This window comes from Stenotrophomonas sp. GD03794 (assembly GCF_029842145.1).
GTDB classification, from domain to species: Bacteria; Pseudomonadota; Gammaproteobacteria; order Xanthomonadales; family Xanthomonadaceae; genus Stenotrophomonas; species Stenotrophomonas riyadhensis.
The window spans coordinates 1-18,828 of record NZ_JAOCFV010000020.1 but is presented as its reverse complement, the minus strand read 5'-3'; the positions used below and the strand labels follow the sequence as shown (position 1 = coordinate 18,828).

Sequence of the window (18,828 nt, the reverse complement as noted above, 5' to 3'; positions counted from 1 at the left end):
TGGATGTTTTTGTGAATAAGTAGGGGACAAGCATTCCGAAGGCAGGCGCTCGGTGGTAGTCTGAGCCATCCATTTCCCCCCTTTCCGGCCTGTGTTTGGGCGCCTTGTCGCGTCCATGCCCCGGCCACCGGACGATTATTGCTGATGGATGCTTGGTCCCGTAGTCTCGAGCGCCTCGAAGCGGAGTTCCCGCCGGAAGACGTTCATACCTGGTTGAAGCCGCTGCAGGCCGATCTGCGCGTGGACAGCCTGGTGCTGTATGCACCGAATGCCTTCATCGTCGACCAGGTCCGCGAGCTGTACCTGGCCCGGATCCGCGAACTGCTGGCGCATTTCGCCGGTTTCAGCGACGTTTTTCTTGAAATCGGCTCGCGCCCGCGCCCTGTGGAGGCGCAGAACGCGCCGGTTTCCGCGCCGTCGGCGCATGTGTCCAGCGAACCGCAGGTGCCGTTCGCCGGCAATCTGGACAATCACTACACGTTCGCCAACTTCGTCGAAGGCCGCAGCAACCAGCTGGGCCTGGCCGCCGCCTTCCAGGCAGCGCAGAAGCCGGGCGACCGCGCGCACAACCCGCTGCTGCTGTACGGAGGCACCGGCCTGGGCAAGACCCATCTGATGTTCGCCGCCGGCAACGCCATGCGTCAGGCCAATCCGGGTGCGAAGGTGCTGTACCTGCGTTCGGAACAGTTCTTCAGCGCGATGATCCGGGCCCTGCAGGAAAAGACCATGGATCAGTTCAAGCGCCAGTTCCAGCAGGTGGACGCGCTGCTGATCGATGACATCCAGTTCTTTGCCGGCAAGGACCGCACCCAGGAAGAGTTCTTCCACACCTTCAACGCGTTGTTCGATGGCAAGCAGCAGATCATCCTGACCTGCGACCGCTATCCGCGCGAAGTCGAGGGCCTGGAAGCGCGCCTGAAATCGCGGCTTGCCTGGGGCCTGTCGGTCGCGATCGAACCGCCGGACTTCGAGACCCGCGCCGCGATCGTGCTGGCCAAGGCACGCGAGCGCGGTGCCGAGATTCCCGATGATGTTGCGTTCCTGATCGCCAAGAAGATGCGCTCCAACGTGCGCGACCTCGAAGGTGCGCTCAATACCCTGACCGCCCGCGCCAATTTCACCGGCCGCGCGATCACCACCGAATTCGCCCAGGAAACCCTGCGCGACCTGCTGCGCGCCCAGCAGCAGGCGATCAGCATTCCCAACATCCAGAAAACCGTTGCCGACTACTACGGCCTGCAGATCAAGGATCTGCTGTCGAAGCGTCGGACCCGCTCGCTGGCCCGCCCGCGCCAGGTCGCCATGGCCCTGACCAAGGAACTGACCGAGCACAGCCTGCCCGAGATCGGCGATGCCTTTGCCGGTCGCGATCACACCACGGTGCTGCATGCCTGCCGCCAGATCCGGACCCTGATGGAAACCGACGGCAAGCTCCGCGAGGACTGGGACAAGCTGATCCGGAAGCTGAGCGAATGATGCACGGATGCCGATGAGGCGTCATCGCACAAAACGGTGCAGAATCCGGTAGCAAGCGCGGGACACGTTGTGGATAAAAATGGCGTTTGAAATGGCGCCAGATCTATCCACAGCTTTCCCCACCCCCTGGGGGTCGGTAATACAGAGGGTTTCGATGCCTGAAACTCTTTTATTTACAAAGACTTAGCGTTGTTTTCCAGCGATTCTGTCTCTACCAGCACCACCAAGCTTTTGATTTATTCCACATTTTTTAAAGCATAGGGGCACGGAACCACATGCGTTTCACACTGCAGCGCGAAGCCTTTCTCAAGCCGTTGGCACAGGTCGTCAACGTGGTCGAACGCCGCCAGACCCTTCCGGTTCTGGCCAATTTCCTGGTCCAGGTGCAGAACGGCCAGCTGTCGCTGACCGGTACCGACCTGGAAGTGGAGATGGTGTCGCGGATCGCGGTTGAAGATGCCCAGGACGGCGAAACCACCATCCCCGCCCGCAAGCTGTTCGAGATCATCCGTGCTCTGCCCGACGGCAGCCGGATCACCGTCTCGCAGACCGGTGACAAGATCACCGTGCAGGCCGGCCGCAGCCGCTTCACCCTGGCCACCCTGCCCTCCAACGACTTCCCGTCGGTTGACGAAGTGGAAGCCACCGAGCGCGTGGCCATCGGCGAAGCGACCCTGAAGGAACTGATCGAGCGCACCGCGTTCGCGATGGCCCAGCAGGACGTGCGCTACTACCTCAACGGCCTGCTGTTCGATCTGCGCGGCGATGCCCTGCGTACCGTCGCCACCGACGGCCACCGCCTGGCGCTGTGTGAAACCGACCTGGCCAAGCCCAGTGGTTCCAAGCGCCAGATCATCGTGCCGCGCAAGGGCGTGACCGAACTGCAGCGCCTGCTGGAGAGCGGCGATCGCGAGATCGAGCTGGAAGTCGGCCGCAGCCACGTCCGCGTCAAGCGCGACGATGTCACCTTCACCTCGAAGCTGATCGACGGCCGTTTCCCGGACTATGAAGCGGTGATCCCGATCGGTGCCGACCGCGAAGTGAAGGTTGATCGCGAAGCACTGCGTGCCTCGCTGCAGCGCGCCGCGATCCTGTCCAACGAGAAGTACCGCGGCATCCGCGTGGAAGTCTCGCCGGGCAACCTGAAGATCAGCGCGCACAACCCGGAACAGGAAGAAGCCCAGGAAGAGATCGAAGCCGACACCACGGTCAGCGATCTGGCCATCGGCTTCAACGTGAACTACCTGCTGGACGCCCTTTCCGCCCTGCGCGACGAGGAAGTCATCATCCAGCTGCGCGACTCCAACTCGTCGGCGCTGGTGCGTGAATCCAGCAGCGAGAAGTCGCGCCACGTGGTGATGCCGCTGCGGCTCTGACCGCTGCGCTGTTCCACGTGGAACCGAACGACGCCCGGGATCTTCCCGGGCGTTTTTTTTTGCAGGTTCCACGTGGAGCATCGAACGCGAACCCGTTGAAACGGATCCTGCCCGAGTGGATGTCCTCGGTCACGGGATGCTTGATGTCTCCGAACGATCCTTCTGAAACCTTTGAACTGAAGCAGCCGGGCAACAGGCCATGGTCAGAGAATCAAACCGCATTGCTCTGCCGCGCTTGCCGGATTCCAGGATCAAGCTTCGGTGCCCCGCTTGCCCATCAGCGAGCAGGTGGAATGGACGTCCTGCATCTTCGTTGCCGCTTCTGAAAACGCCACTGTCCACAGCTCTGGTTCGGGTCAGATCGGGCCGAGCCTAGCTTCTAAATCTGGGTATAAATCTAAAGCATGGTGATGATGGTAGCGCCAGATCTCGTGGAAAAATGCCTTATCTATATGATTTAAAGGGTATTTATGCACCTGAAACCCCCTGTATAGAGGCCCCTCAGGCTGGGGGGGAACCTGTGGATAGTTTCAGAGCCTGGTCAAAATGACTTTTTTATCCACAGATTGCCCATACCTTGTGTATAAGTCATACATGGCCGCTGTGGACAGCGTGAAACGGACGGCGTGAATTCCTTGAAATCTGTGGAACCGTCCAGGAGACGGCATCGCAGATTTCTTGAAATCTGCGGGCCATTTACGGCGACTGCGGGAACGTGGCGCGCACGGGGTCCGGACACAGGGAGTGGAATCGTTGAATTCTGAGGGTCCATACCCTGCCTCCCGCTGCAGATTTGAAGGATTTCCAGGGGCTTCAGACCGGAGATCGTGCCCTTCGCTGAAGCGCCGCCACGTGGAACACGCGATCCGGACCTCCGCTTCGTTCCACCCTCCGGCATGGCAGCCGCCGAGGGCCCGTCCGGCTTGACCGATGCAGTAAGCTGATGGATTCCCTGCCCCTCTACCGCCCCGTGCGGATGGTCCTTCGCGCCCCATGCTTATCCGCCGCCTCGCCCTGCACCAACTGCGTCGCTTCAGTGCGGTGGACCTGTCGCCCCAGCCAGGATTGAACCTGCTGACCGGTGACAACGGTGCCGGCAAGACCAGTGTGCTGGAAGCCCTCCACCTGATGGCGTATGGGCGCAGCTTCCGTGGTCGGGTCCGCGATGGATTGGTACGCCAGGGCCAGGAAGCGCTGGAAATCTTCGTGGAATGGGACGAACAGCGTGCCCATCACCCGCCCCACCGCCGCAAGGCTGGCCTGCGCCACAGTGGCCAGGACTGGAAGGGACGATTGGACGGCGAAGATGTCGCGCAGCTGGGCAATCTCTGCGCAGCGCTGGCGGTAGTGACCTTCGAGCCCGGTAGCCATGCGTTGGTCAGCGGTGGTGGTGAACCCCGCCGCCGCTTCCTCGATTGGGGCTTGTTCCACGTGGAACCGGATTTTCTGTCCCTGTGGCGCCGCTACTCCCGGGCGCTGAAGCAGCGCAACGCCCTGCTCAAGCAAGGCGGGCCGTCGCGGATGCTCGATACCTGGGATCATGAGTTGGCCGAGGCCGGAGAACCGCTGACCAGCCGTCGGCAGCACTACCTGGAACGCCTGCAGCAGCGCACCGTGGCCCTGGCCGCGAGCCTGGCTCCGCAACTTGGTATCCAGGGATTGGAGCTGAGCCCCGGTTGGCGGCGGCATGAGCTTCCCCTGGCGGATGCCCTGCTTCTCGCGAGGGAACGTGACCGGCAGGCCGGGTATACCTCGGTCGGCCCCCACCGGGCGGACTGGAGTGTGGATTTCCACAGCATCCCGGGTCGTGATGCGTTGTCCCGCGGCCAGGCCAAGCTGACGGCATTGGCCTGCCTGCTGGCCCAGGCCGAGGACTATGCGGAACAACGCGGCGAATGGCCCGTGATCGCCTTGGATGATCTGGCCTCGGAGCTGGATCGCACCCATCAGGCGCGGGTTCTGGAGCGCCTGCTCAACGGACCGGCACAAATCTTCGTCACCGCCACCGAAACACCGGCGGCGCTGGAAGAACTGACCCACATCGCCCGGTTCCACGTGGAACATGCACAGATCGTGGCTGTGCCATAGTGGGCACACCAGGGCCGCTCGACCCCGGCTGGTATAATTCGGGTTGGAATCCTTTCATTCTCGGCGCATCGCTCCAAGCGGTGGCCGACCTGCGGAGCCTACGGCAAGCGCAATGAGCGACGAACAGAACACCCCGGCAAACAACGGCAATTACGACGCCAACAGCATTACCGCCCTGGAAGGCCTGGAGGCTGTCCGCAAGCGTCCCGGCATGTACATCGGCGACGTGCATGACGGCACCGGTCTGCACCACATGGTGTTCGAGGTCGTCGACAACTCGATCGACGAAGCGCTGGCCGGCCACGCCGACCACGTTGCAGTGACGATCCACGCCGACGGCTCGGTTTCGGTATCCGACAACGGCCGCGGTATCCCGACCGGCAAGCACGAGCAGATGAGCGCCAAGCTCGGTCGCGAAGTGTCCGCCGCCGAAGTGGTCATGACCGTCCTGCACGCAGGCGGCAAGTTCGACGACAACAGCTACAAGGTTTCCGGCGGCCTGCACGGCGTCGGCGTCAGTGTGGTCAACGCGCTGTCGCAGAAGCTGCTGGTGGACGTGTTCCAGAACGGCTCCCACTACCAGCAGGAATTCAGCAACGGCGCAGCCGTGACCGCACTGGCCAAGCTGGAAGCCACCACCAAGCGTGGCACCACCGTGCGCTTCTGGCCGTCGACCGTCGCCTTCCACGACAACGTGGAATTCCACTACGACATCCTGGCCCGCCGCCTGCGCGAACTGTCGTTCCTGAATTCCGGCGTCAAGATCGTCCTTGCCGACGAGCGTGGCGATGGCCGTCGCGATGATTTCCATTACGAAGGCGGCATCCGCAGCTTCGTGGAGCATCTGGCCCAGCTGAAGACCCCGCTGCACCCGAACGTCATCTCGGTCACCGGCGAGCACAACGGCATCGTCGTGGATGTGGCGCTGCAGTGGACCGACTCCTACCAGGAGACGATGTACTGCTTCACCAACAACATTCCGCAGAAGGACGGCGGTACCCACCTGGCCGGTTTCCGCGGTGCGCTGACCCGTGTGCTCAACAACTACATCGAGCAGAACGGCATCGCCAAGCAGGCCAAGATCAACCTGACCGGCGACGACATGCGCGAAGGCATGATCGCGGTGCTGTCGGTGAAGGTGCCGGACCCGAGCTTCTCCAGCCAGACCAAGGAAAAGCTGGTCAGCTCCGACGTGCGTCCGGCGGTGGAAAACGCCTTCGGTGCGCGCTTGGAAGAGTTCCTGCAGGAGAACCCGAACGAAGCCAAGGCGATCGCCGGCAAGATCGTCGACGCCGCGCGTGCGCGTGAAGCGGCGCGCAAGGCCCGTGACCTGACCCGCCGAAAGGGCGCGCTGGACATCGCCGGCCTGCCGGGCAAGCTGGCCGACTGCCAGGAAAAGGATCCGGCGCTGTCCGAACTGTTCATCGTCGAGGGTGACTCGGCAGGTGGCTCGGCCAAGCAGGGCCGCAACCGCAAGAACCAGGCGGTGCTGCCGCTGCGCGGCAAGATCCTCAACGTGGAACGCGCGCGTTTCGACCGCATGCTGTCTTCCGACCAGGTCGGTACGCTGATCACTGCGCTGGGCACGGGCATTGGCCGTGACGAGTACAACCCGGACAAGCTGCGTTACCACAAGATCATCATCATGACCGACGCCGACGTCGACGGCGCCCACATCCGCACCCTGCTGCTGACGTTCTTCTACCGTCAGATGCCGGAGCTGATCGAGCGCGGTTACGTCTACATCGGCCTGCCGCCGCTGTACAAGATCAAGCAGGGCAAGCAGGAGCTGTACCTGAAGGACGACCCGGCGCTGGACAGCTATCTGGCCAGCAGCGCCGTGGAAAACGCCGCACTGGTGCCCGCCACCGGCGAACCGGGCATCGAAGGCCTGGCGCTGGAGAAGCTGTTGCTGGCCTATGCTGCCGCCCTCGATTCCATCGAACGCAACGCGCACCGCTACGACCGCAACCTGCTCGAAGCGCTGGTTGATTTCGTGCCGATGGATCTGGACAGCCTGCGCAGCGCTGGCGAAGGCGAAGGCCTGGATGCACTGGCCAAGCGCCTCAACCAGGGCAGCCTGGGCAGCCCGCGCTTCAGCCTGGAGCTGCAGGAAGCCAATGACGAGCGCCCTGCCGCGGTGCTGGTGACCCGTCGCCACATGGGCGAACAGCACACCCAGGTGCTGCCGATGTCGGCCTTCGAAAGCGGTGAACTGCGCGCGATCCACCAGGCATCGAAGCTGCTGCACGGCCTGGTCCGCGAAGGCGCGACCATCTCGCGTGGCGCCAAGTCGATCGAAGTGGACAGCTTTGCCAAGGCGCAGAACTGGCTGCTCGAGGAGGCCAAGCGCGGCCGCCAGATCCAGCGATTCAAGGGTCTGGGTGAAATGAATCCGGAGCAGCTGTGGGACACCACTGTGAACCCGGAAACGCGCCGGCTGCTGCAGGTCCGCATCGAAGATGCCGTCGCCGCCGATCAGATCTTCAGCACCCTGATGGGCGATGTGGTCGAACCGCGCCGCGACTTCATCGAGGACAATGCACTGAAGGTCGCCAACCTGGATATCTGACACAATCTGGTGACGGCCGGTGCGCGGGGAGGCGCGCCGGCCTTCGACCCTTGAACGCAGGTACCTGATGTCCGCATCCGCCCCGGTTTCCGCCCCGCCCCCGATTCCACCGGCCTCGGTCGCGCCGCGTGCCGGCTCCCCGTTGGCGGGCTTCTTCATCGACCTGGGCATTGCCGCCATCACCCTGTTCGGCCTGAGCCTGGTCACCGGGCTTTTCTGGGGTTTCTACCGCGCGATCATGGTCAGCCGTGCCAATGCCGAGGCCAATGGCGGCGTGCTTTCGCCTGACGCAGTCGGCGCGGCGGTTGGCCAGCCGGGTGCCCTGGCGCAGATCCTGATGGCATTGATCGCTACCGGAGGCGCCGCACTGCTGTTGTACTTCTGGCGCCGTCCCGCCAATGCGGACGAACGCCTCGCCTCCCGCCAGGCACTGCGGCGTCCCTCGACCTGGGGCTGGACCCTGCTGGTGGCCACGCTGATCGTGCTCGGCAGCAACGGCATCGCCTTCCTGGCCAAGCAGTTCGGCATCGAGCCGGTACCGACCAACGTGGAACTGATGCAGAACGCGATCGCGCGTTTCCCGCTGTTCCTGGTGCTGTTCGCGGTGGTGCTCGCCCCGGCTTACGAAGAACTGCTGTTCCGCCGTGTGTTGTTCGGGCGCCTGTGGCAGGCAGGCCGCCCCTGGCTGGGCATCGTCCTCAGCAGCCTGGCCTTCGCCCTGGTCCACGAAGTGCCCGGCCTGAGCAAGAATTCACTGCTGGGCATGGCCCAGCTGTGGCTGGTCTATGGCGGCATGGGCGCCGCGTTCTGCTGGCTCTACCAGCGCACCGGTACGCTGTGGGCGGCGATCACCGCGCATGCGCTGAACAACGCTGTCGCACTTGCAGCGATGGTGTTCCTGGGGTCAATGTAACGCCGTGTCCGCTTGACGAAAGATTAAGCCGTTACGCTACACACTGCGCACATGAACACGGGGGAGCTTCCATGAAACACCTGCTGCTGGCCCTTGTCATCACCACTCTGGTCAGCGCCTGCGCGACCACGACCTCCCCGACCGGCCGCCGGCAGATGGTGGGCGGCGTATCGCAGGCGCAGCTGGACCAGCTCGGTGCACAGGCGTTCGCCGAAACCAAGCAGAAGGAAAAGATCAGCACCGACGGGCGCCAGAACGGCTACGTGCAGTGCGTGGTCAACGCGCTGGTCGCACAGCTGCCGCCTCAGTACCGTGGCGTACGGTGGGAGACCGCGGTGTTCGTGGACAAGGAACCCAATGCCTTCGCGCTGCCCGGCGGCAAGGTCGGCGTGAACACCGGCATCTTCACCGTCGCGAAGAACCAGGACCAGCTGGCTGCCGTGATCGGCCATGAAATCGGCCACGTCATCGCCCGCCACCACGAAGAGCGCATCACCCGCCAGATGGGCGCGCAGACCGGGCTGGCCGTGCTCGGTGCACTCGCCGGCGCCGCCTACGGCGAGGGGGCGGCCAGCACCGTGAACCAGCTTGGCGGGATGGGCGCGCAGACCGCCTTCCTGCTGCCCGGCTCGCGTACCCAGGAGAGCGAGGCCGACGTGATCGGCCAGCGACTGATGGCCCAGGCCGGTTTCAACCCGGCACAGGCGGTCGATCTGTGGCAGAACATGATGGCCGCCAGTGGCGGTCGCAGCCCACAATGGCTGTCCACCCACCCCGACCCGGCCAACCGGATCCAGGAACTGCGACGCGATGCACCGGCCCTGGCGCCGGTCTATCAGCAGGCGCAGGCGGCCGGGCTGCGGCCAAAGTGCGGATGAGTGCGCAGTTTCATGCTGTATTGCAGCACATAAAACGATTTCTCACGCCATCTGTTTCTGATACGTTTGGCGGCTCAGATTTTTCTGACAGTCCGACTTTGCCGCTAACCGGCGGTTCGATCGAGGTGAACGATGATTTTCCGTAACCACAAAGCTGTGCTTTCCGTCCTCGTCGCGACCGCCCTCACCGGCGCCGTGGTCACCGATGCCTTCGCGCAGTCCTCGCGCTCGTCCGAGCGTGGCAACCGCGGCGGCAAGCAGGCCAAGGCCGAGGTGCTGTACCCGAACGCGACCCGCCAGGAGCCGACGGTCAAGGCTTCGGCCAAGCTCGGCAGCAAGCTGCAGAAAATGATCGACAGCTACAACAAGGAAAAGTTCCCGGAGACCCGCACCCAGGCCGACGCGATCCTGGCCGACAGCGCCGCGAACGAGTACGACAAGTCGCTGGCTGCGCAGCTGGCCTCGCAGGCCGCGTACCAGACCGACGACACCGCTGCGGCGATCGCCTACCTGAAGCAGGTCCTGCAGTTCAACGGCCTGGACAACAACGGCCACTTCCAGTCGATGCTGATGCTGGGCCAGCTGGAGCTGCAGGAAGACAAGACCGCCGAAGGCCTGGCGACGCTCGACAAGTACTTCGCCGAGAGCAAGTCGACCAAGCCGGAAGAGCTGATCGCCAAGGGCCAGGCGCTGTACCAGCTGGAGCGCTACCAGGAAGCGATTCCGGTGCTGAAGCAGGCCATCGCCGGCTCGACGGAACCGAAGGACAACTGGAACCAGCTGCTGATGGCGGCCCTGTCCGAAGCCGGCCAGTCCGGTGAAGCGGTCAAGGAAGCCGAGGCCCTGGCTGCCAAGAACCCGAACGACAAGAAGGCCCAGCTGAACCTGGCCAGCATGTACATGCAGGCCGACCAGATGGACAAGGCGGCCGCGGTGATGGACAAGCTGCGCAGCAGCGGCCAGCTCACCGAAGAGCGCGAGTACAAGCAGCTGTACTCGATCTATGCCAACACCGAGCACAAGGAAAAGGACGTCATCGCGGTCATCAACGAAGGGTTGCAGAAGGGCATCCTGAAGCCGGATTACCAGGTTTACCTGGCGCTGGCCCAGTCCTACTACTACTCCGACCAGGTGCCGCAGGCGATCGATGCGTGGCAGAAGGCTGCCCCGCTGTCCAAGGACGGTGAGACCTACCTGAACCTGGCACGCGTCCTGCATGCCGAAGGTCGCATCCCGGAGGCCAAGCAGGCCGCCCAGCAGGCGCTGGCGAAGGGTGTGAAGAACCAGGCTGATGCCAAAAAAATCATCAACCTGAAGTAAGTAGGAATAACGCCTGAATGCCTGCTCAGTTGATGCGCAGGCGCTCAGGATTGGTATAAGCTTGGAGGTTCCTGCGGTGTCATGCACCGCTGATCAGGGATTCCGCCCCCGGCATCCCGGCCCCACTATTGAGCTCTTGGCGCATGACGGAACAACTAGTCGTTCACCGGTACGAACAACCCGATGACAAGGGGCTGAGCTGGCCTCGCATCGTCGGCATCGCGTTTGTAATTGCCCTGCATCTGGCCGCCTTCATGATGCTCCTCATTCCTGCCGTGGCTCCCAAGGCCGTTGCGGAGAAGGAGCGCAACGTCATGGTGACCATCGTCGATGCGCCGCCGCCGCCGCCCCCGCCGCCGCCGCCGCCGCCGACCGATACTCCGCCGCCGCCGGTGAAGAATCTGTCGCCGCCGAAGCCGTCGCCGGTCCCGCCGCCGCCGCAGGCGCCGGTCGTGGATGTGCCGGAACCGCGTCCGAACGATATCGTCACCCCGCCGTCGCCGCCTGCGCCGCCGGCACCTGCGACCTCGATCGAGGCCAGCGTGGACATCTCGTCGAAGGCCATGAATCCGCCGCGCTACCCGCCGGCAGCCTTCCGCGCTGGTATCCAGGGCGAAGTGATCCTGATCATTGATGTCGATGCCAGCGGCAACGTCACCAATGTCACGGTGGAAAAGTCCAGCCGTAACCGCGACCTGGACCGTGCTGCGATGGAAGCAGCTCGCAAGTGGCGCTTCAACGCCGCTGAATCTGGCGGTAAGAAGGCGGCAGGTCGCGTTCGCGTCCCGGTCAACTTTGCGCTGAACTGATGCGTCCGGGTGGCCGCTTGGCCACCCCCGCTCCCGGTTCGATTGTTTAGCTTAGCTACACCCTTTATCACCACACACAACAAAGGTAAGCGTCATGCTGCAGGAAATTTTCATCGCCGCTGCTGCCGGGGGCAATCCGTCCAACGCCCTGTCGCAGATGGGCTTCGAGCACCTGATCCACGAAATGACCACCAAGCCGGGTGATTTCGCGGTTTCCTGGGTCGTGCTGCTGACCCTGATCGCCATGTCGGCCATGTCCTGGTACTGGACCGTCATCAACATCTTCCGTGCCACCCGCCTGAAGAGCGCCGCTGATCGCGTCGTCAGCCTGTTCTGGGACACCCCGAATGCGCAGGACGCCATCCGTGCGATGGAAGAACAGCCGGCTTCCGAGCCGTTCTCGAAGATCGCCCTGGACGCTGCCCAGGCAGCTGCCCACCACCAGCGCGCTGAAGGCGGTGCTACCGGCGGCGTCGGTGAGAACCTGAGCCGTTCGGAGTTCGTCGACCGCGCTCTGCGTCAGGCCGTCACCCGCGAAAGCAACAAGCTGCAGTCGGGCATGACCCTGCTGGCCACCGTCGGTGCAACCGCTCCGTTCGTCGGTCTGCTGGGTACCGTGTGGGGCATCTACGGCGCGCTGATCAAGATCGGTGCCACCGGCTCCGCTTCGATCGACGCCGTTGCCGGCCCGGTGGGTGAAGCGCTGATCATGACCGCGATCGGTCTGTTCGTCGCGATCCCGGCCGTGTTCGCCTTCAACTTCTTCAGCAAGATCAACAGCGCGACCATCAGCAAGTTCGATACCTTCGCGCACGACCTGCACGACTTCTTCGCCACCGGCTCGCGCGTCCGCTAATTGCGGCGCGCGTCACCCAGCGACGAACGTAAGTAGTCACCAAGATCTAGACGGAGCCCGTTATGGCTTTCAGTAGTGGTAACAGCGGCGGCCCCATGGCCGACATCAACGTAACGCCCCTCGTGGACGTGATGCTGGTGCTGCTGATCATCTTCATCATCACGGCGCCCCTGATGTCCCACAAGGTCAAGGTGGATCTGCCGGAAGCCAACCTGATCCAGAAGCCGGAAGACGCTGAAAAGCGTTCCGGACCGATCACCTTGGCAGTCAAGGAAGACGGCTCGATCTACTGGAACGACGAAGAAATCAACAAGCAGACTCTCGAGTCGCGCTTGGCGACCGCCGCCCAGCAGACCCCGCAGCCGCCGCTGAACCTGCGTGGTGACCGCACCACCAAGATGCGCGTCATCAACGACCTGACCAAGGTCGCGCAGGAGCAGGGCATGCTGGACGTCGGCTTCGTCGCGACCAAAGAAAAGGGGCAATAAGCCATGGCATTCAGTAGTGGTGGTGGCAAGGGCCCCATGGCAGACATCAACGTCACGCCCCTCGTGGACGTGATGCTGGTTCTGCTGATCATCTTCATCGTGACCGCGCCGATCATGACGTACCCGATCGCCGTGGACCTGCCGCAGCGCGTGCTCAACCCACCGCCGCAGCTGGTCGAACCGCCGCCGCCGATCGAACTGAAGATCGACGCCAGCAACCAGGTCTCGTGGAACAACAGCCCGATCAATACCAGCGAGCTGCAGCAGCGGATGGAGCAGGAGGTCCAGCGTGACCCGACCAACCAGCCGGAACTGCGCATCGACGCCAGCCCGGATTCCGAGTACGACGTGATGGCCAAGGTTCTGGCCGCCGCGAAGAATGCTCAGATGAAGAAGATCGGTTTTGTGCAGCAGTAATCGCAACACCGCAATACAACAGTCATGACGCGACTGCAGACGCCCCTGGAAACAGGGGCGTCTTTTTTTGTGTCCGAGGGGTCCCATCGGGGTCAGATCCCTTTTCCTGCGGAAAAGGGATCTGACCCCAACAGGCAGCATGCGCCGCTATGATCGGCGGATGCTCGCCCTCTTCGACTCCCTGCGCCATTGGCTCGACGGCATCGCCCACCTCGGCACGATCCTGGCGGTGGCCTACCTGCTGTACCTGTTCGCGCTGGCGGGCTGGATCATGCTGCAGAAGCGCGAGCCGGTCGCCACGCTGAGTTGGATCCTGTCACTGGCGCTGCTGCCCTACCTGGGCCTCTTCATCTACTACCTGCTGGGCCCGCAGAAGGTGAAGCGGCAGCGCCTGCGCCGTGGCCGCGCGCGTTCGGGCATGGAGCATTACAGCGATGTCTGCCCGCCCGATGCCGACTGCACCGAGCTGGCGAAGATCGCCCAGGCCACGACAGGACTGGCACCGAGCAGTGCCACCGAAGTGACCTGGCTGGTGGACGGTGCGGCGACCTACGCCGCCTTGCTGGAAGCGGTCGCACAGGCGCGCGACCACGTGCATCTGGAGTACTACATCTTCAACCCGGACCACGCTGGCACTGCGCTGCGCGATGCCCTGGTCGAGCGCGCCCGCGCCGGTGTGCAGGTGCGCCTGCTGCTCGATGCCGTGGGATCGTCCGCCCTGCCCCGCCGCTTCCTGCAGCCGCTGCTCGACGCCGGTGGCGAAGCGATCTGGTTCCACCCACGGCAGCTGCTGAAGCCCTTCAAGCGCCCCTGGTTGAACCTGCGCACGCATCGCAAGCTGGTGATCATCGATGGCCGTCTGGCGTTCACTGGTGGCATCAACATCACCGACGACGAGGATGAGAGCCGTAGGGCGGATGCCTATCGGGACCTGCACATGCGCATCCGCGGCCACGTGGTACGCAGCCTGCAGCTGGTGTTCGCCGAAGACTGGCTGTACGCCAGTGGACAGGATCCCTCGCGGATGGACGTCGCTCGTCTATGGCCGGCCGACATGCCGCTGCGCGCGGATGGCCCGATCAACGCCCAGGTGCTGGTGTCCGGCCCGGATTCGGGCTGGGAAACCATTCACCGCCTGCACGTGGCGGCGATCCAGGAAGCGCACGCGCGGGTGTGGCTGGTGACGCCCTATTTCGTGCCCGGCGAAGCGGCGCGGATGGCACTGACCTCGGCCGCACTGGGCGGACTGGACGTGCGCCTGCTGGTACCGAAGATGAGTGATTCCTGGTTCGTCACCCAGGCCGCACGCTCCTATTTCGACGAGCTGCTGCACGCCGGCGTGAAGATCTACGAGTACGGCCCGCGCATGCTGCACACCAAGGCGTTCATCGCCGACGACGATGTCTGCATCGTTGGCAGCGCCAACTTCGACCACCGCAGCTTCCGGCTCAACTTCGAGCTGTCGATGATGATCAGCGACCGTGACCGTGTCGCCGCGCTGGCCGAACTGCTGCAGGGCGAATTCGACCGCGCCACCCGCGTGCATGACCAGGCCGGCCGCTCGCTGTGGCTGCACCGCCTGCCGGAGGCCTTCGCGCGGCTGGCCTCGCCGCTGCTCTGACGCAGCGCTACACTGCGGCGATCATCCGGGGAGCCCGACTATGTACTGGTTGTACCTGCTGCTGGCGCTGGGCTGTTTCGCCTTCGCGCTGAAGACGCCCAGCGCCGGGCTGATGAGCCTGTGCCTGCTGGCCGCCCTCGCCTTCCTGCTGGCCTGGGTACGTGGCCGCTATGTGGCCCGCTTCGGCGACCTGCAGCGCGACCCCGCCACCCTGGTCGATGCCGAGGAACTGCGTCGCCTGCGCGAGCAGGCCCAGGCCCGGCGCAATGATGACGCCACCGACCACGATCCGTCCCCTCTTTCCAAGTAGTCCCGTTCCATGACCCAGCTCAGCGTCAACGTCAACAAGATCGCCGTCCTGCGCAATTCGCGCGGCGGCGCCGAACCGGACGTGGTGCGTGCCGCCCAGGCTTGCCTGGATGCCGGTGCGCATGGCATCACCGTGCACCCGCGACCGGACCGCCGCCACATCACCGCCGAGGACGTGCTGGCCCTGTCCACGCTGACCCGCGCCCGAGGCGTGGAGTTCAACATCGAAGGCAATCCGTTCGCGCCGCCGCGAGAGGGCTACCCCGGCCTGCTGCCGCTGTGCGCGCAGACCCGCCCGGCGCAGGCCACCCTGGTGCCCGACAGCGACGGCCAGATCACCTCCGACCACGGCTTCGACTTCGAGCGCGATGCCGAGCGCCTGCGCCCGCTGGTGGCCGAACTGAAGGCGATGGGATGCCGGGTCAGCCTGTTCGTCGACGCGGGCAACCCGCTGCTGGAGCAAGCGGCCGAAGTGGGTGCGGACCGCATCGAGCTGTATACCGGGCCCTATGCGGAGGCGCATGCGGCTGGTGATGCCGACGCGATGCTCGCGTTGTTCGCCACTGCTGCTCGACGAGCGCAGGCTGTCGGCCTGGGCGTCAATGCTGGCCACGACCTGTCGCAGGACAACCTCCGCGAGTTCCTGGCCCACGTGCCAGAGGTACTGGAGGTGTCGATCGGCCACGCGCTGATCGGCGAAGCGCTGTACGACGGGCTGGATGCCACCGTGCGCGGGTACCTGGCGCTGCTTTGATGCATTGCAGCCGAGCGTAGGCTCGGCTCTACAAGGTCCCAGCATCAACTGTAGAGCCGAGCCCATGCTCGGCTCAGCATAGTCCTGAACCCTTCAGGCGGCCGTCGCAGCCAATGAGACAGCCACGACGTACCCTGCCGCAATGGGTATCGCGATCAAGGGCCGAGGTTCCACGTCCCACCTTGCCGGGCGCTTTGAAAGCACCGTCAGCGAGGCGGTGGACGACGGCTGGGCGGTCGACGAGAGCGAGGAATTCCTCGCCCCGCGCCTGCGCACCGAGGTGCGTGCCGAAACCGCACGCAGCATCATCACCCGCAACAATTCGCCGGACGTCGGCTTCAGTCAATCGGTGAATCCCTACCGCGGTTGCGAGCACGGTGCGAACGTGCCGTAAGTGCTCACGGAAATTATTTATATAAAACAATCACATATGCTCATTCTGATGAGCACTTTGCACACTGAATGCAACCCGCGCCTCTCTGCCAGGGCCAATGGAACGACTCCTAGTTCGTGTCCGTACTTCGAAGAACCCAACCGAGCCGCCAGGCTCAACGGCGCCTGACATTGAGGTGTGGATAACTCTGGGGGCAATGGGACGTCGAATTCAGCTCAGTCCCTACGGCTACATGAATCCCCGTCAGTTGCACTGCCTGTGGTTAGCAATAATACTAATTGCTCGCTGAAGGGCTTGAGGGAGATATGGAACAAGACGCCCGCAAGGTCCAGGCGCCAATCAAAGGCCGAGGCTCCGCCTCACGCGTACCGAGCAGGTTCGATACGACAGCGACAGTCGGAATCGATGATGGCTGGGAATCAGTCTATGAAGATCTTCGCGAGATGCCCCCGCTGAGGACTGAGGTAACTGAAGAGCGGGCGAGGAGTGTGATCAGCCGGAACACTTCACCTGACGTTGGCTTCAGTGCATCGGTCAATCCCTACAGAGGATGTGAGCACGGATGTGTCTACTGCTTCGCCAGACCCTCGCACGCCTACCTGAGCCTATCGCCGGGTTTGGACTTTGAGACCAAGCTGTTTGCCAAGACGAATGCCGCAGAGCGATTGCGTAGTGAGCTTAGCCGTCCGAGCTACAAATGTGCAGCAATCGCTCTAGGCATCAACACAGATGGTTACCAGCCTATCGAAAGGAGTTATCAGATTACCCGTCAATGCCTTGAGCTCCTGGCCGAGACGCGCCACCCTGTGAGCTTCGTCACCAAGAGTGCGCTGATCACCCGCGACATCAACCTGCTCGCAGCGATGGCGAAGGATCGTCTGGTCACGGTCTACTTCTCCGTGACCACGCTTGATCGAAAGCTGTCAGCCAAGCTCGAGCCCAGGGCAGCGGCACCGCATGCGAGACTCAGGGCGATGGATGCACTGCATAGAGCCGGCGTTCCGGTAGGAGTACTGGTTGCCCCAGTAATTCCCCGCATCACTGACAACGAGCTCGAGGCGATCCTCGAAGCAGCTCATGCCCATGGAGCGCGGGCTGCAGGGTATGTGTTGCTGCGCCTACCCAACGAGATCAAGGAAATCTGGAAAGAATGGCTGGAGCTGCACTATCCGGATCGGGCGGAACATGTGCTGAGCCTGATGCGCCAACTGCACGGCGGGAAGGAATACGACTCTACCTTCGGAACGCGCATGCGTGGTACCGGGCCCTTCGCAGACCTCTTGGCGCAACGTTTCAAGAAGGCACACCGGCAGCTCGGCTTCACAAAGCTCCCGCCTCTGAACACAGAACTATTCCAGCCTCCTAGGGAGTACTCCCCACAAGGCCAACTCTTCTAACGCCGAAAAAGAGCGATCGCTGCAGGCAACTAGGAACGAAACGGTCTCATGCCGTGAGACAGGCTGAGCCTAGCCTTCCCACGACGACGGAGAGCAAACCTATGAACTGGCTGAAGCTACTGCGCTTGTACTTCCCTGCCCTGCTGGCCGCATTCTTGTCCTTGATCTGCGCACTCATAGTGTCCTCGCTAAGCGGCAATAGCATGACCAGAGGGTTCTATCAGGCGATGATCTGGCTCCCAGTGGCAGGAATGGCATTTGCCTTCATTCTCGGGGCCTGGACAACCTATCGCTGCAGGCAAGCGGAGCTCGGACTTGGTCCAACCTGCCCCTACTGTGGCGGCCCGCTTGGCCCTGAGAAACAAGGCCGATACAGCTTGCATCGGACATGTATGGCTTGCGGCAAGCATGCAAATGAGCGCCACTACCGCTAACGGTAGCTAGAGGTCAAAGGACCTCGGACATGGTTGCCTACAGGCAAAAAAGTTGAAGCGTTGCATGCTGCAGCACCGAGTCAGCTCCGCAGCGAGCGCACAATCTGCGCACTGGCCATGGAGAAAATGCGACCTGAGTCGCACAAACTTCGTTCTGTGAAATCGGTCTAAGAACTGCAGCGCATCCTTCCCTCTGAGCGTAACGCATTGAGTTCCCACAACTAACTGTTCGAAGATTGAGGCTGTCTGAGCGATCTCCGACAAGAATTTTTCCAGTCTTGAACTGGAAACAATGGTGCGACTATGTTCTCGCGCCATGACGATCTATGACGCTGAAATCCGGCACGTAAAAGCGCCAAAAGCAAAGGATCAAAGCGCTGGGAAGCGCACACATTCAAAACGATCCGGAGATGCCAGCACACCACTACCAGCAGGTTTCAGCTTCCTGGTCAGCCGAGACACGGCAATGGCCATCGAGCCAGCATTTGAGTTTCTTTGCTATGAAACCCTGACCAGGGAAAAGCGGCCGTCTCTTGTTTGTTCCCCTGCATCAGCAAAGGGCTGGGCTGAGGACCTCATAGACTTCCATCACTACCTCGATGCGAGAGGCAGAACGTTCGAGCTGATCGATGAAGAGCTTCTTCAAGGCTATGCATACGATTTAAACAACAGCATCTCGCCTGTGACCTTTAGAAAGTTTGCGGCAAGTACGATACGTCGCCGCTG

At 62.9% G+C, this 18,828-nt stretch carries 16 protein-coding genes and 1 pseudogene; all 17 read left to right on the top strand.

Features of this window, described 5'->3' with window-relative positions:
• Nucleotides 1-144: 144 nt before the first annotated feature.
• Nucleotides 145-1,476 (top strand): chromosomal replication initiator protein DnaA, encoded by a 1,332-nt coding sequence (gene dnaA, locus N5D91_RS12535; RefSeq protein WP_049420939.1) that lies wholly within the window; start codon nucleotides 145-147, stop codon nucleotides 1,474-1,476.
• A gap of 275 nt (nucleotides 1,477-1,751) precedes the next feature.
• Entirely contained in the window at nucleotides 1,752-2,852 is a 1,101-nt protein-coding gene (gene dnaN / locus N5D91_RS12530; RefSeq protein WP_005411731.1) for a DNA polymerase III subunit beta, read from the top strand.
• A 993-nt stretch (nucleotides 2,853-3,845) separates the two neighbouring features.
• Nucleotides 3,846-4,940 carry a DNA replication/repair protein RecF gene (gene recF, locus N5D91_RS12525; protein ID WP_180854300.1) on the top strand — a complete coding sequence of 365 codons (1,095 nt, stop codon included), beginning with the start codon at nucleotides 3,846-3,848 and terminating at the stop codon, nucleotides 4,938-4,940.
• A 112-nt stretch (nucleotides 4,941-5,052) separates the two neighbouring features.
• Complete coding sequence (gene gyrB, locus N5D91_RS12520; protein ID WP_164161464.1) at nucleotides 5,053-7,512, top strand: DNA topoisomerase (ATP-hydrolyzing) subunit B; 2,460 nt, start codon at nucleotides 5,053-5,055, stop codon at nucleotides 7,510-7,512.
• Between the two features lie 67 nt (nucleotides 7,513-7,579).
• A complete protein-coding gene (locus N5D91_RS12515) occupies nucleotides 7,580-8,425 on the top strand; it encodes a CPBP family intramembrane glutamic endopeptidase (RefSeq protein WP_153856644.1) in 846 nt (281 codons plus the stop codon).
• A gap of 71 nt (nucleotides 8,426-8,496) precedes the next feature.
• Entirely contained in the window at nucleotides 8,497-9,303 is an 807-nt protein-coding gene (locus tag N5D91_RS12510; RefSeq protein WP_110710624.1) for a M48 family metallopeptidase, read from the top strand.
• A 132-nt stretch (nucleotides 9,304-9,435) separates the two neighbouring features.
• The gene (locus N5D91_RS12505; RefSeq protein ID WP_049447424.1) at nucleotides 9,436-10,623 is read left to right on the top strand and encodes a tetratricopeptide repeat protein; all 1,188 of its coding nucleotides are present in this window, start codon (nucleotides 9,436-9,438) and stop codon (nucleotides 10,621-10,623) included.
• Between the two features lie 143 nt (nucleotides 10,624-10,766).
• Nucleotides 10,767-11,432 (top strand): energy transducer TonB, encoded by a 666-nt coding sequence (locus tag N5D91_RS12500; protein WP_279907735.1) that lies wholly within the window; start codon nucleotides 10,767-10,769, stop codon nucleotides 11,430-11,432.
• Between the two features lie 94 nt (nucleotides 11,433-11,526).
• Nucleotides 11,527-12,288 (top strand): TonB-system energizer ExbB, encoded by a 762-nt coding sequence (exbB, locus tag N5D91_RS12495; RefSeq protein ID WP_005411738.1) that lies wholly within the window; start codon nucleotides 11,527-11,529, stop codon nucleotides 12,286-12,288.
• 62 nt (nucleotides 12,289-12,350) lie between these two features.
• Nucleotides 12,351-12,776 carry a biopolymer transporter ExbD gene (locus N5D91_RS12490; protein WP_005411739.1) on the top strand — a complete coding sequence of 142 codons (426 nt, stop codon included), beginning with the start codon at nucleotides 12,351-12,353 and terminating at the stop codon, nucleotides 12,774-12,776.
• 3 nt (nucleotides 12,777-12,779) lie between these two features.
• Entirely contained in the window at nucleotides 12,780-13,193 is a 414-nt protein-coding gene (locus N5D91_RS12485) for a biopolymer transporter ExbD (protein ID WP_005411740.1), read from the top strand.
• A 160-nt stretch (nucleotides 13,194-13,353) separates the two neighbouring features.
• Complete coding sequence (gene cls, locus N5D91_RS12480; RefSeq protein ID WP_164161459.1) at nucleotides 13,354-14,814, top strand: cardiolipin synthase; 1,461 nt, start codon at nucleotides 13,354-13,356, stop codon at nucleotides 14,812-14,814.
• Nucleotides 14,815-14,854: 40 nt separating this feature from the next.
• Nucleotides 14,855-15,124 (top strand): hypothetical protein, encoded by a 270-nt coding sequence (locus N5D91_RS12475; RefSeq protein ID WP_153856648.1) that lies wholly within the window; start codon nucleotides 14,855-14,857, stop codon nucleotides 15,122-15,124.
• A gap of 9 nt (nucleotides 15,125-15,133) precedes the next feature.
• On the top strand, nucleotides 15,134-15,877 hold the full coding sequence (locus N5D91_RS12470; protein ID WP_180854299.1) for a pyridoxine 5'-phosphate synthase: 744 nt from the start codon (nucleotides 15,134-15,136) through the stop codon (nucleotides 15,875-15,877).
• A gap of 142 nt (nucleotides 15,878-16,019) precedes the next feature.
• Nucleotides 16,020-16,256: pseudogene (locus N5D91_RS12465) on the top strand (radical SAM protein); the annotation flags it as partial.
• A gap of 320 nt (nucleotides 16,257-16,576) precedes the next feature.
• The gene (locus N5D91_RS12460; RefSeq protein WP_019658807.1) at nucleotides 16,577-17,668 is read left to right on the top strand and encodes a PA0069 family radical SAM protein; all 1,092 of its coding nucleotides are present in this window, start codon (nucleotides 16,577-16,579) and stop codon (nucleotides 17,666-17,668) included.
• 750 nt (nucleotides 17,669-18,418) lie between these two features.
• Nucleotides 18,419-18,828: hypothetical protein (locus tag N5D91_RS12455; protein ID WP_279907733.1), on the top strand; the 410-nt coding region annotated here is incomplete at its 3' end.